The organism is Stenotrophomonas sp. NPDC047960, from assembly GCF_043204395.1.
GTDB lineage: Bacteria > Pseudomonadota > Gammaproteobacteria > Xanthomonadales > Xanthomonadaceae > Stenotrophomonas.
Genome location: NZ_JBIDBX010000004.1, coordinates 18,911 through 40,893, shown reverse-complemented (window position 1 = coordinate 40,893; position 21,983 = coordinate 18,911). Strand labels below are relative to the sequence as shown.

At 65.9% G+C, this 21,983-nt stretch carries 22 protein-coding genes and 1 tRNA gene; 20 read left to right on the top strand and 3 right to left on the bottom strand.

The annotated features are described in order from the left end of the window. The first annotated feature begins 1 nt into the window (after position 1). From trpB to glmM, 5 genes are all read left to right on the top strand, one after another. Entirely contained in the window at positions 2-1,219 is a 1,218-nt protein-coding gene (gene trpB, locus ACGFZ3_RS10135) for a tryptophan synthase subunit beta (RefSeq protein ID WP_392920949.1), read from the top strand. Further along, complete coding sequence (locus ACGFZ3_RS10130; RefSeq protein WP_392920055.1) at positions 1,216-1,902, top strand: hypothetical protein; 687 nt, start codon at positions 1,216-1,218, stop codon at positions 1,900-1,902. Before trpB ends, ACGFZ3_RS10130 begins: the two co-directional genes overlap by 4 nt. 1 nt (position 1,903) lies before the next feature. Next, positions 1,904-2,719, top strand: a complete 816-nt coding sequence (gene trpA, locus ACGFZ3_RS10125) for a tryptophan synthase subunit alpha (protein ID WP_392920052.1) — start codon at positions 1,904-1,906, stop codon at positions 2,717-2,719. 167 nt (positions 2,720-2,886) lie between these two features. After that, positions 2,887-3,765: an acetyl-CoA carboxylase, carboxyltransferase subunit beta gene (gene accD / locus ACGFZ3_RS10120; RefSeq protein WP_392920049.1), complete on the top strand. Its 879-nt coding sequence runs from the start codon at positions 2,887-2,889 to the stop codon at positions 3,763-3,765. Then, a complete protein-coding gene (glmM, locus tag ACGFZ3_RS10115; RefSeq protein ID WP_392920046.1) occupies positions 3,765-5,132 on the top strand; it encodes a phosphoglucosamine mutase in 1,368 nt (455 codons plus the stop codon). Before accD ends, glmM begins: the two co-directional genes overlap by 1 nt. Positions 5,133-5,191: 59 nt before the next feature. On the opposite strand, the gene ACGFZ3_RS10110 is transcribed toward glmM, so the two are convergent. From ACGFZ3_RS10110 to ACGFZ3_RS10100, 3 genes are read right to left on the bottom strand one after another with little or no spacing between them, the layout of a single operon-like run. Continuing rightward, on the bottom strand, positions 5,192-6,046 hold the full coding sequence (locus ACGFZ3_RS10110) for a polysaccharide deacetylase family protein (protein ID WP_392920043.1): 855 nt from the start codon (positions 6,044-6,046) through the stop codon (positions 5,192-5,194). After that, the gene (locus ACGFZ3_RS10105) at positions 6,033-7,184 is read right to left on the bottom strand and encodes a glycosyltransferase family 4 protein (protein ID WP_392920041.1); all 1,152 of its coding nucleotides are present in this window, start codon (positions 7,182-7,184) and stop codon (positions 6,033-6,035) included. Before ACGFZ3_RS10105 ends, ACGFZ3_RS10110 begins: the two co-directional genes overlap by 14 nt. Before the next feature lie 32 nt (positions 7,185-7,216). Next, positions 7,217-9,082 (bottom strand): DUF3413 domain-containing protein, encoded by a 1,866-nt coding sequence (locus tag ACGFZ3_RS10100; RefSeq protein ID WP_392920037.1) that lies wholly within the window; start codon positions 9,080-9,082, stop codon positions 7,217-7,219. Between the two features lie 200 nt (positions 9,083-9,282). Here ACGFZ3_RS10100 and ACGFZ3_RS10095 point away from each other — a divergent pair, with 200 nt between their 5' ends. The 15 genes from ACGFZ3_RS10095 to nuoK all read left to right on the top strand — a co-directional run bounded on the left by ACGFZ3_RS10095 (position 9,283) and on the right by nuoK (position 21,981). Further along, positions 9,283-10,218 (top strand): isopenicillin N synthase family dioxygenase, encoded by a 936-nt coding sequence (locus ACGFZ3_RS10095; RefSeq protein ID WP_392920034.1) that lies wholly within the window; start codon positions 9,283-9,285, stop codon positions 10,216-10,218. Positions 10,219-10,758: 540 nt separating this feature from the next. Beyond that, positions 10,759-11,514 carry a triose-phosphate isomerase gene (tpiA, locus tag ACGFZ3_RS10090; protein WP_392920031.1) on the top strand — a complete coding sequence of 252 codons (756 nt, stop codon included), beginning with the start codon at positions 10,759-10,761 and terminating at the stop codon, positions 11,512-11,514. Positions 11,515-11,536: 22 nt separating this feature from the next. Continuing rightward, positions 11,537-11,980 carry a preprotein translocase subunit SecG gene (secG, locus tag ACGFZ3_RS10085; protein WP_392920028.1) on the top strand — a complete coding sequence of 148 codons (444 nt, stop codon included), beginning with the start codon at positions 11,537-11,539 and terminating at the stop codon, positions 11,978-11,980. 62 nt (positions 11,981-12,042) lie between these two features. Beyond that, a tRNA-Leu gene (locus ACGFZ3_RS10080) sits at positions 12,043-12,127 on the top strand. Between the two features lie 112 nt (positions 12,128-12,239). After that, entirely contained in the window at positions 12,240-12,596 is a 357-nt protein-coding gene (locus tag ACGFZ3_RS10075; protein ID WP_026069699.1) for an NADH-quinone oxidoreductase subunit A, read from the top strand. After that, positions 12,587-13,141, top strand: coding sequence for an NADH-quinone oxidoreductase subunit B family protein (locus tag ACGFZ3_RS10070; RefSeq protein ID WP_017354657.1), 555 nt, complete (start codon positions 12,587-12,589; stop codon positions 13,139-13,141). The genes ACGFZ3_RS10075 and ACGFZ3_RS10070 overlap by 10 nt, the downstream gene beginning before the upstream one ends. 32 nt (positions 13,142-13,173) lie before the next feature. Then, positions 13,174-13,923 (top strand): NADH-quinone oxidoreductase subunit C, encoded by a 750-nt coding sequence (locus ACGFZ3_RS10065; RefSeq protein WP_068853414.1) that lies wholly within the window; start codon positions 13,174-13,176, stop codon positions 13,921-13,923. Next, entirely contained in the window at positions 13,920-15,227 is a 1,308-nt protein-coding gene (locus ACGFZ3_RS10060; protein WP_392920022.1) for an NADH-quinone oxidoreductase subunit D, read from the top strand. Before ACGFZ3_RS10065 ends, ACGFZ3_RS10060 begins: the two co-directional genes overlap by 4 nt. A 94-nt stretch (positions 15,228-15,321) precedes the next feature. Beyond that, on the top strand, positions 15,322-15,849 hold the full coding sequence (gene nuoE, locus ACGFZ3_RS10055; RefSeq protein ID WP_042614963.1) for an NADH-quinone oxidoreductase subunit NuoE: 528 nt from the start codon (positions 15,322-15,324) through the stop codon (positions 15,847-15,849). 3 nt (positions 15,850-15,852) lie between these two features. Further along, entirely contained in the window at positions 15,853-17,193 is a 1,341-nt protein-coding gene (gene nuoF / locus ACGFZ3_RS10050) for an NADH-quinone oxidoreductase subunit NuoF (protein WP_392920017.1), read from the top strand. Then, positions 17,190-19,433, top strand: a complete 2,244-nt coding sequence (gene nuoG, locus ACGFZ3_RS10045) for an NADH-quinone oxidoreductase subunit NuoG (protein WP_392920014.1) — start codon at positions 17,190-17,192, stop codon at positions 19,431-19,433. The genes nuoF and nuoG overlap by 4 nt, the downstream gene beginning before the upstream one ends. After that, entirely contained in the window at positions 19,430-20,521 is a 1,092-nt protein-coding gene (nuoH, locus tag ACGFZ3_RS10040; protein ID WP_093532776.1) for an NADH-quinone oxidoreductase subunit NuoH, read from the top strand. Before nuoG ends, nuoH begins: the two co-directional genes overlap by 4 nt. A 3-nt stretch (positions 20,522-20,524) precedes the next feature. Then, a complete protein-coding gene (gene nuoI / locus ACGFZ3_RS10035) occupies positions 20,525-21,013 on the top strand; it encodes an NADH-quinone oxidoreductase subunit NuoI (RefSeq protein ID WP_068853404.1) in 489 nt (162 codons plus the stop codon). Positions 21,014-21,019: 6 nt separating this feature from the next. Then, positions 21,020-21,679 carry an NADH-quinone oxidoreductase subunit J gene (locus tag ACGFZ3_RS10030; protein WP_176472628.1) on the top strand — a complete coding sequence of 220 codons (660 nt, stop codon included), beginning with the start codon at positions 21,020-21,022 and terminating at the stop codon, positions 21,677-21,679. Further along, positions 21,676-21,981, top strand: a complete 306-nt coding sequence (gene nuoK / locus ACGFZ3_RS10025; RefSeq protein ID WP_068853402.1) for an NADH-quinone oxidoreductase subunit NuoK — start codon at positions 21,676-21,678, stop codon at positions 21,979-21,981. Before ACGFZ3_RS10030 ends, nuoK begins: the two co-directional genes overlap by 4 nt. Positions 21,982-21,983: the final 2 nt, after the last annotated feature.

Below are 21,983 nucleotides of genomic sequence, written 5' to 3'. Positions count from 1 at the left end.
ATTGCCCGTTCCGCCCATCTCCGATTTCCACGCCTATCCCGACGCCAACGGCCATTTCGGCCGCTATGGCGGCAGTTTCGTTGCCGAAACGCTCATCGGGCCACTGCAGGAGCTGGCGGCGGCCTATGACGAAGCGCGCCGTGACCCCGCATTCATCGCCGCCTACGACAAGGACCTCACCCACTACGTGGGCCGGCCCAGCCCGATCTACCACGCCGAGCGGCTGAGCCGGCAGGTCGGCGGCGCGCAGATCCTGCTCAAGCGCGAAGACCTGAACCACACCGGCGCGCACAAGATCAACAACACCATCGGCCAGGCCCTGCTGGCGGCGCGGATGGGCAAGAAGCGCATCATCGCCGAGACCGGGGCCGGCCAGCACGGCGTGGCCAGCGCCACCGTGGCGGCACGGCTGGGGTTGGAATGCGTGGTGTACATGGGCGCCACCGACATCGAGCGGCAGAAGATCAACGTGTACCGCATGAAACTGCTCGGCGCGACCGTGGTCCCGGTCACCTCCGGCTCGGCCACGCTCAAGGACGCGCTCAACGAAGCCATGCGCGACTGGGTCACCAACGTACGCGACACCTTCTACATCATCGGCACCGTGGCCGGCCCGGACCCGTACCCGCGCATGGTGCGCGACTTCAACGCCATCGTCGGCCGTGAAGCCCGCGCACAGATGCTCACCGATTACGGCCGCCTGCCCGATGCGATCACTGCCTGCGTCGGCGGCGGCAGCAATGCCATCGGCCTGTTCCATGCCTTCCTCAACGATCGTGACGTGCGCATCGTCGGCGCCGAAGCGGCCGGTGACGGCATCGAGACCGGGCGCCACGCGGCCTCGATCGCTGCGGGGCGCCCCGGCGTGCTGCACGGCAACCGGACCTATGTGATCTGCGATGACGACGGCCAGATCATCGAAACCCACTCGGTCTCGGCCGGGCTGGATTACCCGGGCGTGGGCCCGGAACACGCCTTCCTGGCCGATGCCGGTCGGGCCGAATACGTGGGCATCACCGACGACGAAGCGCTGGCCGCGTTCCACCAGCTGGCACACAGCGAAGGCATCCTGGCCGCGCTGGAGTCCAGCCATGCGGTGGCCCAGGCGATCAAGATCGCGCGCGAGCTGCCCAGCGACAAGCTGGTGCTGTGCAACCTGTCCGGCCGGGGCGACAAGGACGTGCACACCATCGCCGCGCGTGAGGGCCTGGTCCTGTGAATCCGGTGCTGCGCCAGGGAAGTGCGCTGCTGATCGTAGTCGGCCTGGGCGGCTGCAAGCCGCCGGAACCGCCGGTACTGGCCCCGGCCGCGACGCCGATGGCCATTGCGCCCGTTCGGCTGCCGGCAAGTAATGACGATGCGGCGGATCGCCCCATCGAGGATGCGCCGCAGGGCGCAGTGCCCGCCGACGGTGGCACTGCGCCCGCGATTGTCTCGGTCGCGCTGGACCATGCGGGTGATGTACTCGTAGGCCAGCGTTTCAGCGAGGTCGAAGCGGACGGTACATGGCATTCGGCTGGCCTGAGCGACGGCGGGGGCAAGGGCCCGGGCGAATGCGAGTACTACGAGCGCGGCAGCCTGCCCGAAGGCGTGTCGATGATGGTCCAGGATGGCCACGTACAGCGCTTTGACCTGGACACCATCGACGGCTCCTACGAGGCGATTGTCCAGCCGGGGCCGTTCGGCGTGCGCCTGGGCATGTCGCTGGACGAAGCGCTCAAGCGCCTGCCCCCGGGCATCAGCCGCTCGCCGCATGCCGATGACCCGGAGGTGGGTGCGTACCTGACCTGGCAGGACCCCGGTTCGGATCTGGCCATCCGGCTGGAGATCTTCGACGGAGCGATATCGAAGCTGTACTGGGGCGCCAGTGGCGCCGTTGAATTGAAAGAAGGATGTGCTTGAGATGCCTGTTGCCCGTATCGATACCTGTTTCGCCCGCCTGCGTGCCAGCCACCGCAAGGCGCTGATTCCGTTCATCACCGCCGGCGATCCGGGCCTGGATGCAACCGTGCCGGTGATGCACGCGCTGGCGGCCGCCGGTGCCGACGTGATCGAGCTCGGGGTGCCGTTTTCCGACCCGATGGCCGATGGCCCGACCATCCAGCGCAGCTCCGAACGCGCGCTGGCGCGCGGGGCCGGCCTGCGCTACGTACTGGAAACAGTCCAGGCCTTCCGCCGTGACGACACCACCACCCCGGTGGTGCTGATGGGGTACCTGAACCCGGTGGAGATCCATGGTACGGCGCGGTTTGCCGAGGCCGCGATCGCTGCGGGGGTGGATGGCGTACTGCTGGTGGACCTGCCGCCGGAAGAGGCTGCCGAAACCCTGGAGATCTTCAACGCGGCCGGGCTGGCGCTGATCCTGCTCGCGTCGCCGACCACCGCTGACGATCGGTTGGACCTGCTTGCGTCGATGGCCAGGGGCTACCTCTATTACGTGAGCTTTGCCGGTGTCACCGGCGCGTCCGAGCGGCTCGACAGCAGCGCTGCCGGCGCACGCCTGCGCGACCTGCGCAGCCGCTCGACCGCGCCGGTAGTGGCCGGGTTCGGCATAAAGGACGCGCAGAGCGCCGCCGCCATGGCAGCGGAAGCCGATGGGGTGGTGGTCGGCAGTGCGCTGGTCGCGGCGTTGGCCGAGGCGGCCGATGCCACCACGGCCGCGCGCGTGGCGCGCAGTTTTCTGCAGCCGCTGCGCGAAGCGCTGGATGGAATTGGCTGACCCGGCCGCCGCACGACCAACCCCGCCATCGCCCGGAACGTACGGCCCAGCATGGTTTTCACGCCGGATTTACGCGGCGGGGTGGGGGGTCCCGGCCGTGGAACGGGTGAGCTAGACTGTCGGCCTTTGCGGCCCACGGGCCGCCCTGAACGGAAGTGTCATCCCGCATGAGTTGGCTCAGCAAGTTGATGCCGTCGGGCATCCGCACCGACAACGTCCCCAGCAAGAAGCGCAGTGTCCCCGAGGGCCTGTGGGAAAAGTGCAGCAGCTGCGGCAGCGCGCTTTACGGTCCTGAGCTGGAAGAAAACCTGGAAGTCTGCCCCAAGTGTGGCCACCACATGGCCATCCGCGCGCGGGCGCGCCTGGCGTCGTTGTTCGACGCCGACAGCACCACGGAAATCGCCGCGCGCCTGGGGCCGACCGACCTGCTCAAGTTCAAGGACCAGAAAAAGTACGGCGAGCGCATCAAGGCCTCGCAGAAGAACACCGGCGAGTACGACGCGCTGATTGCCATGCAGGGCCTGCTCAAGGGCCGCCCGCTGGTGGCCTCGGCCTTCGACTTCGCCTTCATGGGCGGCTCGATGGGCTCGGTGGTCGGCGAGCGCTTCTCGCTGGCCGCGGAAAAGGCGCTTGAAATCGGCGCGCCCTACGTGTGCTTCTCCGCCAGCGGCGGCGCGCGCATGCAGGAGGGCCTGTTCTCGCTGATGCAGATGGCCAAGACTTCGGCCGCGCTGGGGCGCCTGCGTGCCGCGGGGCTGCCTTACATTTCGGTATTGACCCATCCCACCACCGGCGGCGTGTCGGCGTCGTTCGCGATGCTGGGCGACATCAACATCGCCGAGCCGCAGGCGCTGATCGGCTTCGCCGGCCCGCGCGTGATCGAGCAGACCGTACGCGAGAAGCTGCCGGAAGGCTTCCAGCGCTCGGAGTTCCTGCTCGAGCACGGCGCCATCGACCAGATCTGCGACCGCCGGGAAATGCGGGACCGTCTATCCGAGCTGCTGGCCATGCTGGGCCGCCAGCCCGCCCCGGGCGCTGCTGCCTGATGGGCGCGCGGAAGTATTTCGGCACCGACGGCATCCGTGGCCGGGTCGGGCAGGGTGTCATCTCGGCGGACTTCGTGCTGCGCCTGGGCAATGCGCTGGGCCGGGTGCTGATCGAGCGCAACGGGCATGGCCCGGGCCGCCGGCCGGTGGTGGTGATCGGCAAGGACACGCGCATTTCGGGCTACATGTTCGAAGCGGCGCTGGAAGCCGGGCTGGTGGCCGCCGGGGCGGATGTGCAGCTGCTTGGGCCGATGCCCACGCCAGCGGTCGCATTCCTGACCCGCACGCTGGGCGCCGACGCCGGCATCGTGATCAGTGCGTCGCACAACCCGCATTACGACAATGGCATCAAGTTCTTCTCTGCCGATGGCGAGAAGCTCGACGATGCCACGGAGCTGGCGCTGGAAGCGGCGCTGGATACCGACTTCACCACGGCCGATTCGGATCGGTTGGGCAAGGCGGCGCGCGGCCGCGATGCGGTGGGCCGTTACATCGAGTTCTGCAAGGCCAGCGTGCCGCGCGGGTTCGACCTGCGCGGATTGAAGATCGTGCTGGACTGCGCGCACGGCGCCACGTACCACATCGCCCCGCTGCTGTTCCGCGAGATGGGGGCGGAGGTGGTGGCCATCGGTGCCGAGCCGAACGGGGTCAACATCAACGATGGCGTCGGGTCCATGCACATCGACAACCTGGCGGCCAAGGTGCGCGAGGTGGGTGCGGACCTGGGCATCGCGTTCGATGGCGATGGTGACCGCGTGCTGATGGCCGATGACCAAGGCAACCCGGTCGATGGCGATGACCTTCTTTATGTGCTGGCCCCGTCGTGGCAGCGCAGTGGGCGCCTGCGCGGTCCGGTGGTCGGCACGCTGATGACCAACTTCGGCCTGGAGCAGGCGCTGGAGCGCCTGGGGCTGCCGTTCCAGCGCAGCAACGTGGGCGACCGCTACGTGCACCAGGCGCTGGTGGAAGGTGGCGGGGTGCTCGGTGGTGAAGCGTCGGGGCACCTGTTGTGCCTGGATCGCGCCACCACGGGCGACGCCATCATCAGTGCGCTGCAGGTGCTGGAAGTGCTGCGTCGCGAAGGCAAGAGCCTGCGCGAATCGCTGGTCGGGCTGACCCGGGTGCCGCAGAAGACGGTCAACGTGCGCCTGGGGGATGTTTCAGCCAAAGCGATCGTGCAGTCCGAAGGCGTGCAGACGGCGCTGGCCGCTGCGCAGCAGGCAGTCAAAGGTCGCGGTCGCGCGTTCCTGCGCCCGTCCGGCACCGAGCCGGTGGTGCGCGTCACCGTCGAGGCCGATACGGCCGAGCTGATGCAGGCGACGCTGGACAGTCTGTCCAGCGCAGTCAAGGCAGCCGCCGCAGCGTAATTAAAAACCCGGCTTCGGCCGGTTTTTTTTGTGCGGGAAGCCAGCCACGCAGGGTTGCCCTACGGCCCCGGCACCATCTTCTTCTGCTTCGCCTTGAACCGGTTGAACACCGGCGCGATCAACGGGTGGTAACTCCACGCGATGCGCTTGCGCAACCAGCTGGCGGGCCGGTTGCGGATGGCGAACCGGTAGATGTGTTCCGGATCGCCGCCGACCACGTTGCGGCCGAACGGATGGGTGGTGTGCAGGTAACGGAAGCCCTGAGCGCGTGCGATCGGCAGGTAATCCTCGTCGAAATCGCCGTAGGGCCAGCACAGCGTGTCGGACACTTCGCCCAGCTGTTCCTGCAGCACGCTGCGCGCCATTTCCAGGTCGCGGGCGATGCCGTCGCGCTTCTGTTCGCGGCTGATGTCCTGCTTCATCCAGCGGGTGTGGGTGTGGGTGTGGCAGTGCACTTCGAAGGTGCCGGCCTCGATCATGGCGCGCGCTTCGCTCCAGCGCATCATCACATCGTCGTGGCGGTTCTCGCGCAGGATCGCGGCCTCGCACGCGCGGTGATCGGGCGTGGCCGGGAGCACGGCATCTGGCTGTCCGGCGTGCGGGCGCAGCGGGCCTTCGCCCATCCAGCCGGTGACCACGAACACCACCGCATGCATGCCGTACTTCTGCAGGATGGGGTGGGCGTACACCCAGTTGTCCAGGTAGCCGTCGTCGAAGGTAATCACGATCGATCTGCGTGGCACGGGTTTGCCGGCGAGGAAGCCGGCGTACTGCTCCAGTGTCAGCGAGGTCCAGCCGTTGCGCGCCAGCCAGGCAATCTGGCTTTCGAAGTTCTCCGGCGACACGGTGATCATGCCCGGGGAGGGCGACACGTGGTGGTGCATCAGCACCGGCACTGCTCTAGCGTTGGCCATGGCCCAGTTCCTTCAACCACTGGTGGTAATAGTGTTCGGTAGCTTCGGTATGCCCGGTCGGAGTGAAGCGATGCGCGCTGCGCATCCATTTCCAACCGGCCCTGCCCATCTGCCGACGGCGCTCCGGCTGTTCCACGAGGGCCTGCAGCGCATGGGTGAGCGCAGCCTGGTCGCCGAGTGGGGCGAGCAGGGCATTGCTGCCTTCCACCAGCATCTCCGGCACGCCGCCCACCCGGGTCGCTACGATCGGCACGCCGACATGCGCAGCTTCGAGGAACACCGTACCGGCGGCCTCCTTGTGGGTCGCCAGGGCAAAGATGTCGAAGCCGGTCATCAGCCGGCACGCGCCGTGCCGGTAGCCGAGCAGATGGACCTGGGCGGCGATCCCGAGTTCCTCGCGCAGCGCCTGCAATTGGCGGAGCACGGGCTGGCCGTCGCCGACGATCACCAGCTGCAGGTTCGGCTGCTTGCGGCACAGCGGGGCCATGGCGTGCAGCAGGTCGGCATGGCCCTTGGCCTCGCGCAGCACCGCGACGCAGCCCACGACGATCTGGTCATCGGTGAAGCCGAGTTCGCGCCGGACCTCGGCGCGGGTTTCCTGGAGGCACTGCCAGGCATCATCACCCTCCACCTGCGACCACTGCGGTGGCACGGCGATCGGCGGAACGATCCCGATCCGGGCGTCGGCAACGCCGCGATGGACCAGCAGCTGCTTCACGAAGCTGCTCACGGTCAGTACCCGGTGCGGCAGGCCCGTATAGGTGAGCAGTGAATTGACCGGACTCATGAGATGGCGTGAGCGCACCACCAGCGGCGCGCCCGCCAGGCGTGCACCTGCGGCGGCAATGAGTGCGTCACGGCGGCTGGTGGTGTTGACCACATCGTAACGATGCCGCCGCACCAGCCGTTTCACCGACCAGATACCGCGCAGCATCCGCAGCAGCCCGCCCATCTTCAGGGTATGCACGGCAAAGCCGGCCTCGCGCGCCAGTTCGCCCAGGCGCGCGTCAGGTTGGCACAGCAGCGACACGTCGTGGCCGCGTTCGCGCATGGCCAGCATGTGGCGGTAGATGTAGATCTCCTGGCCACCGAATCCCTTGGCGGCTTCCGTGTGCAGGATTTTGAGGGGCTTGTTCATCATGAACGTTCCAGGGGGCCGGACAGACAACGTCATTGCCTGCGGAAGTGGGTCAATGCGTGCCAGGCGGCGCGCACTGCGGCCGGGTCTGGCGACTGGTCGGGTACCGGCAGGTACCGCGCGTCGAGGGTGGTGGCGTTGCCGAATTTGTCGAACACATAAGTCCGGTCGCCTTCACGGATGCCGCGCTGCGACCAGCTTTCCACCAGTAGTGGGCGCGGCGGGCGCGTGGCGTCGAACAGGTCCTGGCCGGTGCTGAAATCCGCCAGTGGGTTCTCGCAGCCCAGCCCATGGCGCATCAGCGTGGGCACCCAGTCCTCGTGGCTGCTGGTCGCCTCATGCCGTGCGGGGGCGCGTCCGGGCCAGTGCAGCACGAACGGCACCTGCATCTGGTAGTCGGAAAAGTTGCCGTTGTGGCCCCAGTAGTTCAGGCCCAGGTCGTTGAATTCCTCGGCGTGGTCGCCGGTGACCAGCACGATGGTGCGGTCGGCCTGGCCACTCTCACGCAGGGTCGCCAGCAGCTGGCCGATCAACGCATCGGTGTAATGCACGGCGGTGCGATAGCGATTGCGCTCGGGGGTGGCGTCATGCTCGTTGTCGAAGGCCAGGAAGTTCACCTCCGTGGCCATCGGCGTGGCCAGTGCCGGATAGCCCTCCGGCAGGTGGTAGGGCGCATGCGTGCTGTCCAGGAACACCATGCCGAACCAGTGCTTGTCACCTGGCTGGCGGATGTCCGCATCGAATGCATCCACAATGTGCCGGTCGCGCGCGGCCACCGGCAGCGACGACGGCGCGGTGCGCAGCTGGTCGCGCACCTGGGCAAACACCGTGCGGTCGAACTCGGGGCTGTACAGCGGCGCACTGCCGTACAGGTGCAGGTCGTAGCCCTGCTGCTGCAGCACATCGAACAGGATCGAGCCGCGCTGTTCGCCGAGCATGCTGGGCCAGTAGCCGCCGGGCAGCCCGTAGAGCAGGCCGAACAGCCCATAGCGGGTGGCATTGCCGCTGCTGTAGTGGCGCGCAAACACGTCCGACTGCTGCGCCAGCGCCCAGGTGTTGGGCATGGTGGTGGCATCCAGCGCGTCATGCCGGAGCGATTCCAGCACCACCACCAGGACATTGGGTCGGGTGTGGCTCTGGCAGCGCAGCGGCTGCAGTGGGTACTGCAGCTGGCTGTGGCGTGGGTCGGGCAGGTTGGCCTGGGGCAGGCTGCGCACACCCAGCCGGTGCATCTGGCGCTTGGCGGTGATCGGCTGGGCCCATGGCAGGTAGGCCCATTGGCCGGTTACGGCGCGTTCGCCCAGGGCGTCGTAATAGGCCGTGGCGATCTGGCCGGTGCCCATCAGCGCCACTCCGGCAGCCCACGCCAACAGGAGGGGGCGGCGCCTCGCGTGGTCGGGCAGCAGTTTCCAGCAGGCCCACGCCAGCAGTACTTCGGCCGCAGCCACTGCCGCCAGCACGCCCAGCGACTGCAGCCAGGTCTGCCAGGACAGCGCCACCTGGTCCTGCAGCGCGCCCCCGAACACCATGTTCATCACCATGGCATTGAGGTGGAAGCGGTACAGCGCGAAAACCTTGGCATCCACCAACAGCAGGCACAGCCACACGCCCTGCAGCAGCACGGCACTGACCACGAGTGGGCGCGGCGAGCGCGGCCACAGGCCGACGGCCAGGGGCAGCAGCGACACCAGACCGCCGAAGGCGAGGAAGTGACCCGGCAGGGCAAGGGCCAGGTAACCCAGCCCCAACGCGCCACCGGGGTTATCGGCCAGTGGCGTATTGCCCAGCGCGATGGCGATGGCCACGCAGGCATTGATGGCAGTGAACAGGCTCAGCCACGCCAGGCGCGTCCAGCGTGGCGGTGCAGGCAAAAGGGCAGGGGTGCGCGGGTCGTCCATGCAGGGTCGGGCGGTAGGGGTGAGTCGGAAGACGTGGCGGCGGCGTCCATGGCCGCGCGGCCGGGTCGAGGCGGCGCGCGGCCGCATTGTATCGGTTTGTATCAACGTATCGGCAGTGTCTATTGTCCGATCTGGCACAATGTTCAGCCGGGCCACAGTCGTGGCCGCGCTTACCCACCTCGAACAAGCCAGGAACCGCAGTGAGCCAGATCCCCACCCTCGACATCACCCGTTTCGACAGTGACCGCGATGCCTTCGTCGCCGAGCTCGGCGCGGCCTACCGTGAATGGGGTTTCGCGGGCATCCGCAACCACGGCATCCCGCAGCAGGACATCGATGCGGCGTATGACGTATTCAAAGCGTTCTTCGCGCTGCCGGAAGCGACCAAGCTGAAGTACCACGTGCCGGGCACCGGCGGTGCGCGCGGCTACACGCCGTTCGGCGTCGAAACGGCCAAGGGCTCCAAGCACTTCGATCTGAAGGAGTTCTGGCACATCGGCCGTGAGATTCCGGACGATTCGAAGTACCGCGAGGTGATGGCGCCGAACCTGTGGCCGAGCGAAGTGCCGGACTTCAAGGAAAAGGGCTATGGGCTGTACCAGGAACTGGACAAGCTGGGCTCGCGCGTGTTGTCGGCATTGGCGCTGCACATCGGCCTGCCGATCGATTTCTTCGCGGACAAGACCAACAACGGCAATTCGATCCTGCGCCCGATCCACTACCCGCCGATCACCGCCGACGACATCCCGAACGTGCGCGCGGGCGCGCATGGCGACATCAACTTCATCACGCTGCTGGTGGGCGCCAGCGCGGCCGGCCTGGAAGTGCAGTCGCACGAGGGCAAGTGGGTGCCGTTCACGTCGGACGCGGACACCATCGTGGTCAACATCGGCGACATGCTGCAACGCCTGACCAACCACGTGTACCCGTCCACGATCCATCGCGTGGTCAACCCCCCGGGCGAGCAGGCCCGCCAGCCGCGCTACTCGGTGCCGTTCTTCCTGCACCCGAACCCGGACTTCCTGATCGACGTGCTGCCGACCTGCATCACCCCGGAAAACCCGAGCCGCTACCCGGAGCCGATCACCGCCCATGGGTTCCTCGAAGAGCGACTGCGTGAGATCAAGCTGAAGTGATTCTTGAAGGCCACCGCTAGGTGGCCTTTTTCTTTGGCGCGTTGTTGTTCGCGCGAACAGCTTGGCTTTTCGTTCCCATCGGCTGGGGCGAGGGCCGGAATGCCCCTCCGCGACACGCCGTGAATCCGTCCTTGGAGGCTTGTCAAAAACATCCATGTTTTTGACAGTCGCTGCGGGGCATGCCGGCCCTCGCCCCCGACGGTGGATCGATGCCGGACGGGAACGGCGCCACGACCAACGGTCGTGGCCTACCGCCTTTTTTCTTGGGTACCGACCATCTGTGGGCGGGGTCGGGGCGGGTGGGGTGTAGGGACTGTCAAAAACATGGATGTTTTTGCCAAGCCCCCAGGGATGGGTTTACGGCGTGTCCCGTAACCCCACCCGTCCCGGCCCCGCAACCCATACGAGCGGGCAACCCTGATCTGCTCTGGCTCTGGCTCTGGCTCTTGCAATATCCATTTGAAATGTAAGCGTTTTCGGAAAACGCGCATTCGTTACATCCGGTATCATTGGCGGCTGATACCCCAAAGGAGCCCCGCCATGCGCCGCAAGATCGTCGCCGGTAACTGGAAGCTGCATGGCAGCCGTCAATTCGCGACCGAGCTGGTCAGCGATATCGTCGCCAGCCTGCCGAAGGGTGGGGTAGAGGTCGTCATCCTGCCGCCGTTGCCGTACCTGGGCGAGCTGGTCGAGGCGTTCGAGGGCCGTGCCGTCGCTTTTGGCTCGCAGGACGTCAGCTCCAACGAAAAGGGCGCCTACACCGGCGAAGTCTGCGCCGCCATGCTGGCCGACGTTGGTGCCCGCTATGGCCTGGTCGGCCATTCCGAGCGTCGCCAGTACCACAATGAAAGCAGCGAGTTGGTGGCCCGCAAGTTCGCCGCCGCCGTGCATGCCGGGCTGGTGCCGGTGCTGTGCGTGGGTGAAACCCTGGAGCAGCGTGAGGCCGGCCAGACCGAAGATGTCATCGCCCGCCAGCTGGCGCCCGTGCTGGAACTGGTCGGCCCGGCCGGCTTCCAGCATGCCGTGGTCGCCTATGAGCCGGTCTGGGCCATCGGTACCGGGCGGACCGCCACCAAGGAGCAGGCCCAGCAGGTCCACGCGTTCATCCGTGGCGAAGTGGCCAGGCTCGATGCTAGAATTGCCGATTCGTTGCCCATCCTGTACGGCGGCAGCGTGAAGCCCGACAACGCAGCGGAACTGTTCGCGCAGCCCGATGTCGATGGTGGGCTGGTGGGCGGCGCCTCGCTGGTGGCCGCGGATTTCCTGGCCATCGCCCATGCGGCGGCCGCTATTTGACATGCCCGAGGGCGGATTCGAAATGCTGATGTTGATCCTCAATGTGGTCTACGTGCTGGTCGCGGTGTCCATGATCGCGCTCATCCTGATGCAGCGTGGTTCCGGCGCGGCCGCAGGCTCGGGTTTCGGTGCCGGCGCCTCGGGTACGGTGTTCGGCGCGCGTGGCGCGTCCAACTTCCTGTCCAAGTCGACCAAGTGGCTGGCCGTTGTGTTCTTCGGCATCAGTCTGTTCATGGCCTGGTACGCCAGCCACGGCGCGCGCCCGGCGGTCCAGCAGGATCTGGGCGTGATGTCCGCCCCGGTGGCGCCTGCCGCGCCGGCGGTCCCTGCCGGCGAGCTGCCGGCCGTGCCGAAGGCCCCGGAAGCCGCTGCCCAGCAGCCGGTTCCGCAGGCAACTGTGCCGGCTCAGGCGGAAACGCCGAAATCGGGTGAAGAAAAGCCTTCGGAAGGCTCCCAGACTCCCTGAAGACGGTTACAATATGCGGCGCGTCGGGGGAATCCGGTTGGAACTTCCGGCGCGATACGTAAGCCCAGGTGGCGGAATTGGTAGACGCACTACCTTGAGGTGGTAGCGACTTAGGTCGTAGGGGTTCGAGTCCCCTCTTGGGCACCATTTTGTTTGTAAGCGGATACGTCTGGCGCGCAAAGCGCCAGGTGCGTTTTCCGTCCACTCCCCCATGCCAAGACGCCTGCAGGCGTGGCGGCAGAGGCAAGAGAGAATCGCTGTGCTGGCCGAATATTTGCCGTCTCTGCTGTTTCTGATTGTTGCCACCGGTATCGGCGTTGCGCTGATGCTGGTCGGCCGGTTCCTCGGTCCCCGGCGTCCTGATCTGAAAAAGCTCTCGCCGTACGAATGCGGCTTCGAAGCTTTCGAGGACGCGCGCATGAAGTTCGATGTGCGCTACTACCTGATCGCCATCCAGTTCATCGTCTTTGACTTGGAAATCATCTTCATCGTGCCGTGGACCCAGGTCTTCATGGAGCTGGGCGCGCGTTCGCTGGTCACGATGGGCCTGTTCGTGGGCATGCTTTTCCTCGGTTTCATTTACGTCTGGAAGAAGGGAGCGCTGGAATGGGAGTGATTCAGACTCTCGATGGCCTGATGAACAATCCGGTCCCGGAAGGGCGGGTCGATGACATCCTGCGCCCCGAAGGCGACAACCCGCTGCTCGAAAAGGGCTACGTGACCACCAGCGTCGACGCGCTGTTGAACTGGGCGCGTACCGGCTCGATGTGGCCCATGACCTTCGGTCTGGCCTGCTGCGCGGTTGAAATGATGCATGCCGGTGCCGCGCGCCTGGATCTCGACCGTTATGGCGTGGTGTTCCGCCCGTCACCGCGCCAGTCCGACGTGATGATCGTGGCCGGCACCCTGGTCAACAAGATGGCCCCGGCGCTGCGCAAGGTCTACGACCAGATGCCGGATCCGAAGTGGGTCATCTCCATGGGCAGCTGCGCCAACGGTGGCGGCTACTACCACTACTCGTATGCAGTGGTGCGTGGTTGCGACCGCGTGGTGCCGGTGGACGTATACGTCCCCGGTTGTCCGCCTACCGCCGAAGCGCTGGTGTACGGGATCCTGCAGCTGCAGAAGAAGATCTGGCGTACGCAGACCATCGCCCGCTGACATTCCTCCTGACAAGAGCACGCCAAGCCCCCATGGCAGAGCAAGCATCCTTCATCGACCGACTTTCCGCACGTTTCGCTGGTGCGCAGGTCTTCGTGGTCGAACCCCGCGGCGAAGTGACGCTGGAAGTGCCCGCCGCTGACTGGCATGCCACCGCTCTGGCGCTGCGCGACGAGTTTGGTTTCGAACAGGCCGTTGACCTGTGCGGCCTGGACTACCTCGGCTACGGCAGCGACGAGTGGGACACCTCCGATGTCTCCTCGCAGGGCTTCAGCCGTGGCGTCGAGGGCAAGTCTGTCGGTCGTTTCGCCTGGGGCGAGTTCCCCACCCGCGAAACCAGCGACGGCGCCCAGCCGCAGCCGGTGCCGCTGCAGCGCTATGCCGTGGTCGCCCAGCTGCGTTCCTACCAGCACAACCTCACCATGCGCATCCGCTGCTTCGCGCCGAACGAGGAACTGCCGGTGGTCGCCTCTCTGACCAGCGTGTGGCCGGGCCTGAACTGGTTCGAGCGCGAAGCGTTCGACCTGTTCGGCGTGATCTTCGAAGGCCACCCGGACCTGCGCCGCATCCTGACCGACTACGGTTTCGTGGGGCACCCGTTCCGCAAGGACTTCCCGCTGATCGGCAATGTCGAAGTCCGCTACGACGAAGAAAAGAAGCGCGTGGTGTACGAGCCGGTGACCTCGGTGGAGCCGCGTGTCGGCGTGCCGCGCGTGATCCGGGATGACGCCCGTTTCCAGACCGCTGCCGGCGAAAGCGCGCAGACGGAGGCAAGCAAGTGAGCCAGATCCACCAAGCCCAGCAGGCGTTTGCGAGCAACCCGGCCGAACTGCGCCAGGAAATCCGCAACTACACCATGAACTTCGGTCCCCAGCATCCGGCTGCACACGGGGTGCTGCGCCTGATCCTGGAAATGGACGGTGAAACCATCATGCGCGCCGATCCCCATGTCGGCCTGCTGCACCGTGGTACCGAAAAGCTGGCCGAATCCAAGCCGTTCAATCAGTCCATCGGTTACATGGACCGCCTGGATTACGTGTCCATGATGTGCAACGAGCACGCCTACGTGCGCGCCATCGAAACCCTGATGGGGATCGAAGCGCCCGAGCGTGCCCAGTACATCCGCACGATGTTCGATGAAATCACCCGCATCCTGAACCACCTGATGTGGCTGGGTTCCAACGCGCTCGATCTGGGCGCGATGGCGGTGATGCTGTACGCCTTCCGCGAACGCGAAGAGCTGATGGACTGCTACGAAGCGGTCAGCGGCGCGCGCATGCACGCCGCGTACTACCGTCCGGGCGGCGTCTACCGCGACCTGCCGGACCAGATGCCGAAGTACAAGGAATCGCGCTGGCACAAGGGCAAAGCCCTTAAGAACCTCAACGCCGCGCGCGAAGGTTCGTTGCTGGACTTCCTGGAGAACTTCACCGTCGAGTTCCCCAAGCGCGTGGACGAATACGAAACCCTGCTCACCGACAACCGTATCTGGAAGCAGCGTACGGTCGGCATCGGCGTGGTCAGCCCGGAACTGGCGCATGCCTGGGGCATGACCGGTGTGATGCTGCGCGGCTCGGGCGTTGCCTGGGACCTGCGCAAGAAGCAGCCGTACGCCAGGTACGATGCCGTCGATTTCGACATTCCGCTGGGCAAGGAAGGCGACTGCTACGACCGTTACCTGGTCCGCGTGGCCGAGATGCGCGAATCCAACCGCATCATCAAGCAGTGCGTGCAGTGGCTGCGCGCCAATCCCGGCCCGGTCATGGTCAAGAACTTCAAGGTCGCTCCGCCCAGCCGCGAGGACATGAAGGACGACATGGAAGCGCTGATCCATCACTTCAAGCTGTTCAGTGAAGGCTACTGCGTCCCGGTCGGCGAAACCTATGCTGCGGTTGAGGCGCCAAAGGGCGAGTTCGGCTGCTACCTGATGTCCGACGGTGCCAACAAGCCGTTCCGCGTGCACCTGCGCGCGCCGGGCTTCGCCCATCTGTCCTCGATCGACTCGGTCGTGCGCGGGCACATGCTCGCCGACGTGGTGGCCATGATCGGCACCTACGACCTGGTGTTCGGCGAGGTGGACCGGTAATGGCCACCGCATGCACGATGCCTGACACCCGCCGGCTGCTGCCGGCGCTGCAGGTTCTGGTTCTTAACGATTTGGTATTTGCTGAGGTCGGCCGATGAAGGCGACGGGTAATTTCGAGGCGGCGCGCGACGTCGACCCGATGGTGGTGCTGAGCGACAAGACGCGCGCGCACATCGATCACTGGTTGTCCAAGTTCCCGCCGGACCGCAAGCGTTCGGCGGTGCTGCAGGGCCTGCACGCCGCCCAGGAGCAGAATGCCGGTTGGTTGACCGACGAGCTGATCGCCGGCGTGGCCAAGTACCTGGACCTGCCGCCGGTGTGGGCCTACGAGGTTGCCAGCTTCTACTCGATGTTCGAGCTGGAGAAGGTCGGCCGCCACAACGTCGCCTTCTGCACCAACATCAGCTGCTGGTTGAATGGCGCCGAGGACCTGGTCGCGCATGCCGAGAAGAAGCTCGGCTGCAGGACCGGCCAGTCCACCGCCGATGGCCGCATCTACCTCAAGCGTGAAGAAGAATGCCTGGCCGGTTGCGCCGGTGCGCCGATGATGGTCATCAACGGCCATTACCACGAGCGCCTGACCGTCGAGAAAGTCGACGAGCTGCTGGACGGGTTGGAGTAAGACATGGCACATCATCACGCATCCCAGGGTCCGGTCGGTCCCGCACCGCTGCCGCACCAGGTGGTCTACACCACCTTGCACTACGACACCCCTTGGTCGTACGAGAACTATCTCAAGACCGGTGGCTACGCCGCGCTGCGCAAGATCATCGAAGAGAAGATCTCGCCGGAGCAGGTCATCGAGATGGTCAAGCAGTCCAACCTGCGCGGCCGTGGTGGCGCGGGCTTCCCGACCGGCCTGAAGTGGTCCTTCATGCCCAAGGGCAACATGCAGAAGTACATCCTGTGCAACTCGGATGAATCCGAGCCGGGAACCTGCAAGGACCGCGACATCCTGCGTTACAACCCGCATTCGGTGGTGGAAGGCATGGCGATCGCCTGCTATGCCACCGGCAGCACCGTGGGCTACAACTACCTGCGGGGTGAGTTCCACCACGAGCCGTTCGAGAACTTCGAGCAGGCCCTGGCCGATGCGTACGCCAACGGCTGGCTGGGCAAGAACATCCTCGGCAGCGGCGTGGACATCGACATCTACGGCGCCCTCGGCGCTGGCGCCTACATCTGCGGCGAAGAGACCGCGCTGATGGAATCGCTGGAAGGCAAGAAGGGCCAGCCGCGCTACAAGCCGCCGTTCCCGGCCAACTTCGGCCTGTACGGCAAGCCGTCGACGATCAACAACACCGAGACCTATGCCTCGGTGCCGGCGATCATCCGCAACGGCCCGGAATGGTTCCAGGGCCTGAGCCTGACCAAGAACGGCGGCCCGAAGATCTTCTCGGTTTCCGGTTGCGTGCAGAAGGGCGGCAACTTCGAGGTGCCGTTGGGCACCACGTTCGACGAACTGCTGGAAATGGCCGGCGGCCTCAAGCCGGGTCGCACCCTGAAGGGCGCGGTGCCCGGCGGCGTGTCGATGCCGGTACTGAAGGCCGAGGAGCTCAAAGGCCTGCAGATGGACTACGACACCCTGCGTGCCCTGGGCACCGGCCTGGGTTCGGGTGCCATCGTGGTGCTGGACGACAGCGTGTGCTGCGTCAAGTTCGCCTGCCGCATCAGCCAGTTCTTCCACAAGGAATCCTGTGGCCAGTGCACCCCGTGCCGGGAAGGCACCGGCTGGATGCACCGCGTGCTCGAGCGCATCGTCGCCGGCAAGGCCACCATGGAAGACCTGCATCAGTTGAAGGCAGTGGCCGGCCAGATCGAAGGCCACACCATCTGCGCGTTCGGTGAAGCGGCGGCATGGCCCATCCAGGGCTTCCTGCGCCAGTTCTGGGACGAATTCGAGTACTACATCGTCAACGGTCATTCGATGGTCGACGGCAAGAAGGTGGAGGCAGCCGCCGCATGAGCGCGCAACCCAACAATCCTGGTGGCACCCCGGCGATCGTGCCGGAAGGGCATGTGACCGTCGAGATCGACGGCCAGTCCCTGGTCGTGCCCAAGGGCTCGATGATCATCCAGGCCGCCGACAAGGCCGGCATTTCGATCCCGCGCTTCTGCTACCACGAGAAGCTGCCGATCGCGGCCAACTGCCGCATGTGCCTGGTCGACGTGGAAAAGTCGCCCAAGCCGGCGCCGGCCTGCGCCACCCCGGTGATGGATGGCATGAAGGTCGCCACCCGCAGCGAGAAGGCGCTGAAGTACCAGCGTTCGGTGATGGAGTTCCTGCTCATCAACCACCCGCTGGACTGCCCGATCTGCGATCAGGGCGGTGAGTGCGAGCTGCAGGACGTCTCGCTCGGCTACGGCCGTTCGGTGAGCCGCTTCAACGAGCGCAAGCGCGTGGTGCCCGACGAGGACATCGGTCCGCTGGTCGCCACCGAGATGACCCGCTGCATCCAGTGCACCCGCTGCGTCCGCTTCACCGCCGACGTTGCCGGTACCTATGAACTGGGCGGCATGTATCGCGGTGAAAACCTGCAGATCGGCACCTACGACGGCAAGCCGCTGACCACCGAGCTGTCGGGCAATGTCGTGGACGTGTGCCCGGTCGGCGCGCTGACCAACAAGGTGTTCCAGTTCCGCGCCCGTCCGTGGGAACTGACCGCGCGCGAGTCGCTGGGCTACCACGACGCCATGGGCTCGAACCTGTTCCTGCACGTGCGCCGTGGCGAAGTGCTGCGTTCGGTGCCGCGCGACAACGAACTGGTCAACGAATGCTGGCTGTCCGACCGTGACCGTTACTCGCACCAGGGCCTGTACAGCGCCGACCGCGCGGTCAAGCCGCTGCGCAAGGTCAATGGCGAATGGCAGGAAGTGAGCTGGGCCGAAGGCCTGGCCGCGGCCAAGGACATCCTCACCGCCAACCGCGGTGACGACCTCGGTGTACTGGTGCACCCGTCCGCCTCGAACGAGGAGGGCGCCCTGCTGGCCCGTCTCGCCAGCGGCTTGGGCACCGGCAACATCGACCACCGCATCAACAACCGCGACTTCTCCGACGCCGCCACGGCCGAGGTATTCGGCCTGTCGCTGGCCGAGATCGAAGGCGCCGACAGCATCGTCGTGCTCGGCAGCAACATCCGCCATGAGCTGCCGCTGCTGCACGCCCGCCTGCGCAAGGCGCAGACCACGCGCAACGCGAAGATCCACGCGATCAACCCGGTGGATTTCGACTTCGCCTTCAAGCTGGCCGGCAAGCAGATCGTGGCCCCGTCGAAGTTCGTCGAGGCCCTGGGCACCGCCGAGCTGCGCCAGGCCGTGACCGGCACCGCCGTGCTGATCGTCGGTGGCATCGCCGAGAACCACCCGCAGGCTGCCGCGATCCGCGCTGCCGCGCGTGACTTCGCCGCCGCCACCGGTGCCAGGCTGTGCCGCATTCCGCAGGGCGCCAACGCCGTGGGCCTGTCCCGCGCCGGCGTGCTGCCGGCCGGCAAGGACGTCAACGCCATGCTGGCCCAGCCGCGCAAGGCCTATGCGCTGTACGGCATCGAGCCGGGCCTGGATTTCGCCGATACCGCCGCCGCCCGCAAGGCGCTGGCCGGTGCCCAGGTAGTGGCCTTCAGCCAGTTCGCCTGCGCCTCGACCCGCGACGTGGCGGACGTGATCCTGCCGATCGGCGCGCTGCCGGAAATCGACGCCACCCTGACCAACCTCGATGGTCGCGAGCAGTCGGCCCGTGCCGGCGGCAAGCTGCCGGGCGAGGCCCGTGAAGGCTGGCGCGTGCTGCGCGCACTGGGCGGCGAGCTGGCCCTGGCCGGTTTCGAGTTCACCGACCTGGCCGGCCTGCGTGCCAGCCTGGCTCCGGTCACGGTCACCGTGTCCTCCTCGGCGGCAACGCCGGTATCTGGGGACGGGCTGGAAGTGGCGTCCACCGCGGCGATCTACCGTACCGACGCAGTGGTCCGTCGCGCCCAGGCGCTGCAGTCGCACCCGCTCAACGTCGCGCCGCGCATCGTGCTCAGTGCCGACGATGCCGCCCGCCTGCAGCTGGTCGAAGGGCAGATGGCCAAGGTCGGCACCGATGCCGGAAAGGCAACGCTGCCGGTGGTGGTCGACGCCCGCGTCGCCGCGGGGTCGGTCTGGATTGAATCGGGCCACGGTGCAACCGCACCGCTGGGTGCCGCACGCGTAACGGTGGTGGCTGCATGAACGAATTGCTGTTGAACGCGGTCGACCCGCTCCACCAATGGCTGCTGGGCCTGGGTGAAATCGGCGCGCTGCTGTGGATCGTGCTGAAGATCCTGGTGATCGCCATGCCGGTGATCATCGCGGTGGCGTTCTTCGTGGTCTGGGAACGCAAGCTGATCGGCTGGATGCACGTCCGCCACGGCCCGATGTACGTGGGCATGGGCATCTTCCAGGCCTTCGCCGACGTCTTCAAGCTGCTGTTCAAGGAGATCATCCAGCCGGCGAGCTCGCACAAGGCGATGTTCGTACTGGCGCCGCTGATCACCCTGGCACCGGCCTTCGCGGCCTGGTCGGTGGTGCCGTTCGATGCGCAGGTGGTGCTGTCCAACGCCAATGCCGGCCTGCTGTACCTGCTGGCGATGACCTCTTTGGGCGTGTACGGCATCATCCTGGCCGGTTGGGCCTCCAACTCCAAGTACGCCTTCCTGGGCGCCATGCGCGCCTCGGCCCAGATGATCAGCTACGAAATCGCCATGGGCTTTGCCCTGGTCGGCGTGATGATCGCTGCCGGCAGCCTGAACCTGAGCAACATCGTGATGGCGCAGGCCGGCAATTCCGGCTTCTTCGACTGGTTCCTGATTCCGCTGTTCCCGCTGTTCATCGTGTACTGGGTGTCCGGCGTTGCCGAAACCAACCGCGCGCCGTTCGACGTGGTGGAAGGCGAATCGGAAATCGTTGCCGGCCACATGGTCGAATACTCCGGTGGTGCGTTCGCGCTGTTCTTCCTGGCCGAATACGCCAACATGATCCTGATCAGCTTCCTGATCTCGATCTTCTTCCTCGGCGGTTGGCTGAGCCCGTTCCAGGGTTGGATCACCGCGGACATTTCGCCGTGGATCGACTGGATCTGGAAGGGCGGTGCCCCGTGGCTGCTGTTGAAGGTGTTCTTCTTCGCCAGCGCCTACATCTGGTTCCGTGCCAGCTTCCCGCGTTTCCGTTACGACCAGATCATGCGTCTGGGCTGGAAGGTCTTCATCCCGCTCACCATCGCGTGGATTGCGGTGACGGCTGTGATGGTGTTCTACGGCGTGATCCAGAAGGGCGTCTAAGTGATGAATCGAATTACCCATTACTTCAAAAGCCTGCTCCTGCTCGAGCTGCTCGGCGGTCTGTGGCTGACCCTGAAGTACACGTTCAAGCCGAAGTACACGCTGATGTACCCGATGGAGAAGTTCCCGCAGTCGCCGCGGTTCCGTGGCCTGCATGCGCTGCGCCGCTACCCCAACGGGGAAGAGCGCTGCATCGCCTGCAAGCTGTGCGAAGCGGTCTGCCCGGCGCTGGCCATCACCATCGATTCGGCCAAGCGCGAAGACGGCACCCGCCGTACCACCCGCTACGACATCGATCTGTTCAAGTGCATCTTCTGCGGCTTCTGTGAAGAAAGCTGCCCGGTGGACTCGATCGTCGAGACCCACATTCTCGAGTACCACTTCGAGAATCGTGGCGAGAACATCGTTACCAAGCCGCAGCTGCTGGCCATCGGTGATCGGCTTGAAGCCGAAATCGCCGAGCGTCGCGCCGCCGATGCCGCTTTCCGCTGAGGTTGAATGATGGATTGGGTAAATATCTTCTTCTGGGTCTTCTCCATCGTGGCGGGCATTTCCGCTGCGGCGGTGATCAGCGTGCGCAATCCGGTCTACGCCGTGCTGTGCCTGATCCTGACCTTCTTCTCCGTGGCCTGCATCTGGATCCTGGTCGGGGCTGAATTCCTCGGCGTGGCGCTGGTGCTGGTCTACGTCGGCGCGGTGATGGTGCTGTTCCTGTTCGTGGTGATGATGCTCGACATCGACGCCTCCAACCTGCGCGAAGGCTGGGTCCGCTACCTGCCGCTTGGCCTGGTGGTCGCGGTCACCATGCTGGTGCAGATGCTGATCCTGATCGGGGTGAAGGGCAGGGCGGTCAACCCGCTGCCGGCCGACAACGCCGCCGCGCTGGCTGCCGACAGCTCCAACATCACCTGGCTCGCCCGCAGCCTGTTCACCGAATACCTGCTGCCGTTCGAGTTCGCCGCCGTCATCCTGACCGTGGCCGTGGTGGCCGCCGTGATGCTGACCCTGCGTCGCCGCACCGGCCTGAAGACCCAGAACCCGACCGAACAGACCATGGTCAAGGGTCGCGACCGCCTGCGCGTGGTCAAGATGGCGTCGGAAACCCCGGTGGTCCACACCAACACCAAGCCGTCCAGCAACGAGGAGGCTGCCCCGTGATCACCCTCGGTCATATCCTGGCACTCGGCGCGCTGCTGTTCTGCATCAGCCTTGCCGGCATCTTCCTCAACCGCAAGAACATCATCGTGCTGTTGATGTCCATCGAACTGATGCTGCTGTCGGTGAACATCAACTTCGTCGGGTTCTCGCGCGAAATGGGTGACACGGCCGGCCAGCTGTTCGTGTTCTTCATCCTCACCGTGGCCGCGGCCGAGGCCGCGATCGGCCTCGCGATCCTGGTAACCCTGTTCCGTACCCGCCGCACCATCAATGTCGGCGAAGTCGATTCGCTGAAGGGCTGATC

Coding starts and splice junctions, on each gene's coding strand:
- trpA (WP_392920052.1), top strand. CDS start 1,904: ATGCCTGTTGCCCGTATCGATACCTGTTTCGCCCGCCTGCGTGCCAGC.
- accD (WP_392920049.1), top strand. CDS start 2,887: ATGAGTTGGCTCAGCAAGTTGATGCCGTCGGGCATCCGCACCGACAAC.
- glmM (WP_392920046.1), top strand. CDS start 3,765: ATGGGCGCGCGGAAGTATTTCGGCACCGACGGCATCCGTGGCCGGGTC.
- ACGFZ3_RS10110 (WP_392920043.1), bottom strand. CDS start 6,046: ATGGCCAACGCTAGAGCAGTGCCGGTGCTGATGCACCACCACGTGTCG.
- ACGFZ3_RS10105 (WP_392920041.1), bottom strand. CDS start 7,184: ATGAACAAGCCCCTCAAAATCCTGCACACGGAAGCCGCCAAGGGATTC.
- ACGFZ3_RS10100 (WP_392920037.1), bottom strand. CDS start 9,082: ATGGACGACCCGCGCACCCCTGCCCTTTTGCCTGCACCGCCACGCTGG.
- tpiA (WP_392920031.1), top strand. CDS start 10,759: ATGCGCCGCAAGATCGTCGCCGGTAACTGGAAGCTGCATGGCAGCCGT.
- secG (WP_392920028.1), top strand. CDS start 11,537: ATGCTGATGTTGATCCTCAATGTGGTCTACGTGCTGGTCGCGGTGTCC.
- ACGFZ3_RS10070 (WP_017354657.1), top strand. CDS start 12,587: ATGGGAGTGATTCAGACTCTCGATGGCCTGATGAACAATCCGGTCCCG.
- ACGFZ3_RS10065 (WP_068853414.1), top strand. CDS start 13,174: ATGGCAGAGCAAGCATCCTTCATCGACCGACTTTCCGCACGTTTCGCT.
- nuoE (WP_042614963.1), top strand. CDS start 15,322: ATGAAGGCGACGGGTAATTTCGAGGCGGCGCGCGACGTCGACCCGATG.
- nuoF (WP_392920017.1), top strand. CDS start 15,853: ATGGCACATCATCACGCATCCCAGGGTCCGGTCGGTCCCGCACCGCTG.
- nuoG (WP_392920014.1), top strand. CDS start 17,190: ATGAGCGCGCAACCCAACAATCCTGGTGGCACCCCGGCGATCGTGCCG.
- nuoH (WP_093532776.1), top strand. CDS start 19,430: ATGAACGAATTGCTGTTGAACGCGGTCGACCCGCTCCACCAATGGCTG.
- nuoI (WP_068853404.1), top strand. CDS start 20,525: ATGAATCGAATTACCCATTACTTCAAAAGCCTGCTCCTGCTCGAGCTG.
- ACGFZ3_RS10030 (WP_176472628.1), top strand. CDS start 21,020: ATGATGGATTGGGTAAATATCTTCTTCTGGGTCTTCTCCATCGTGGCG.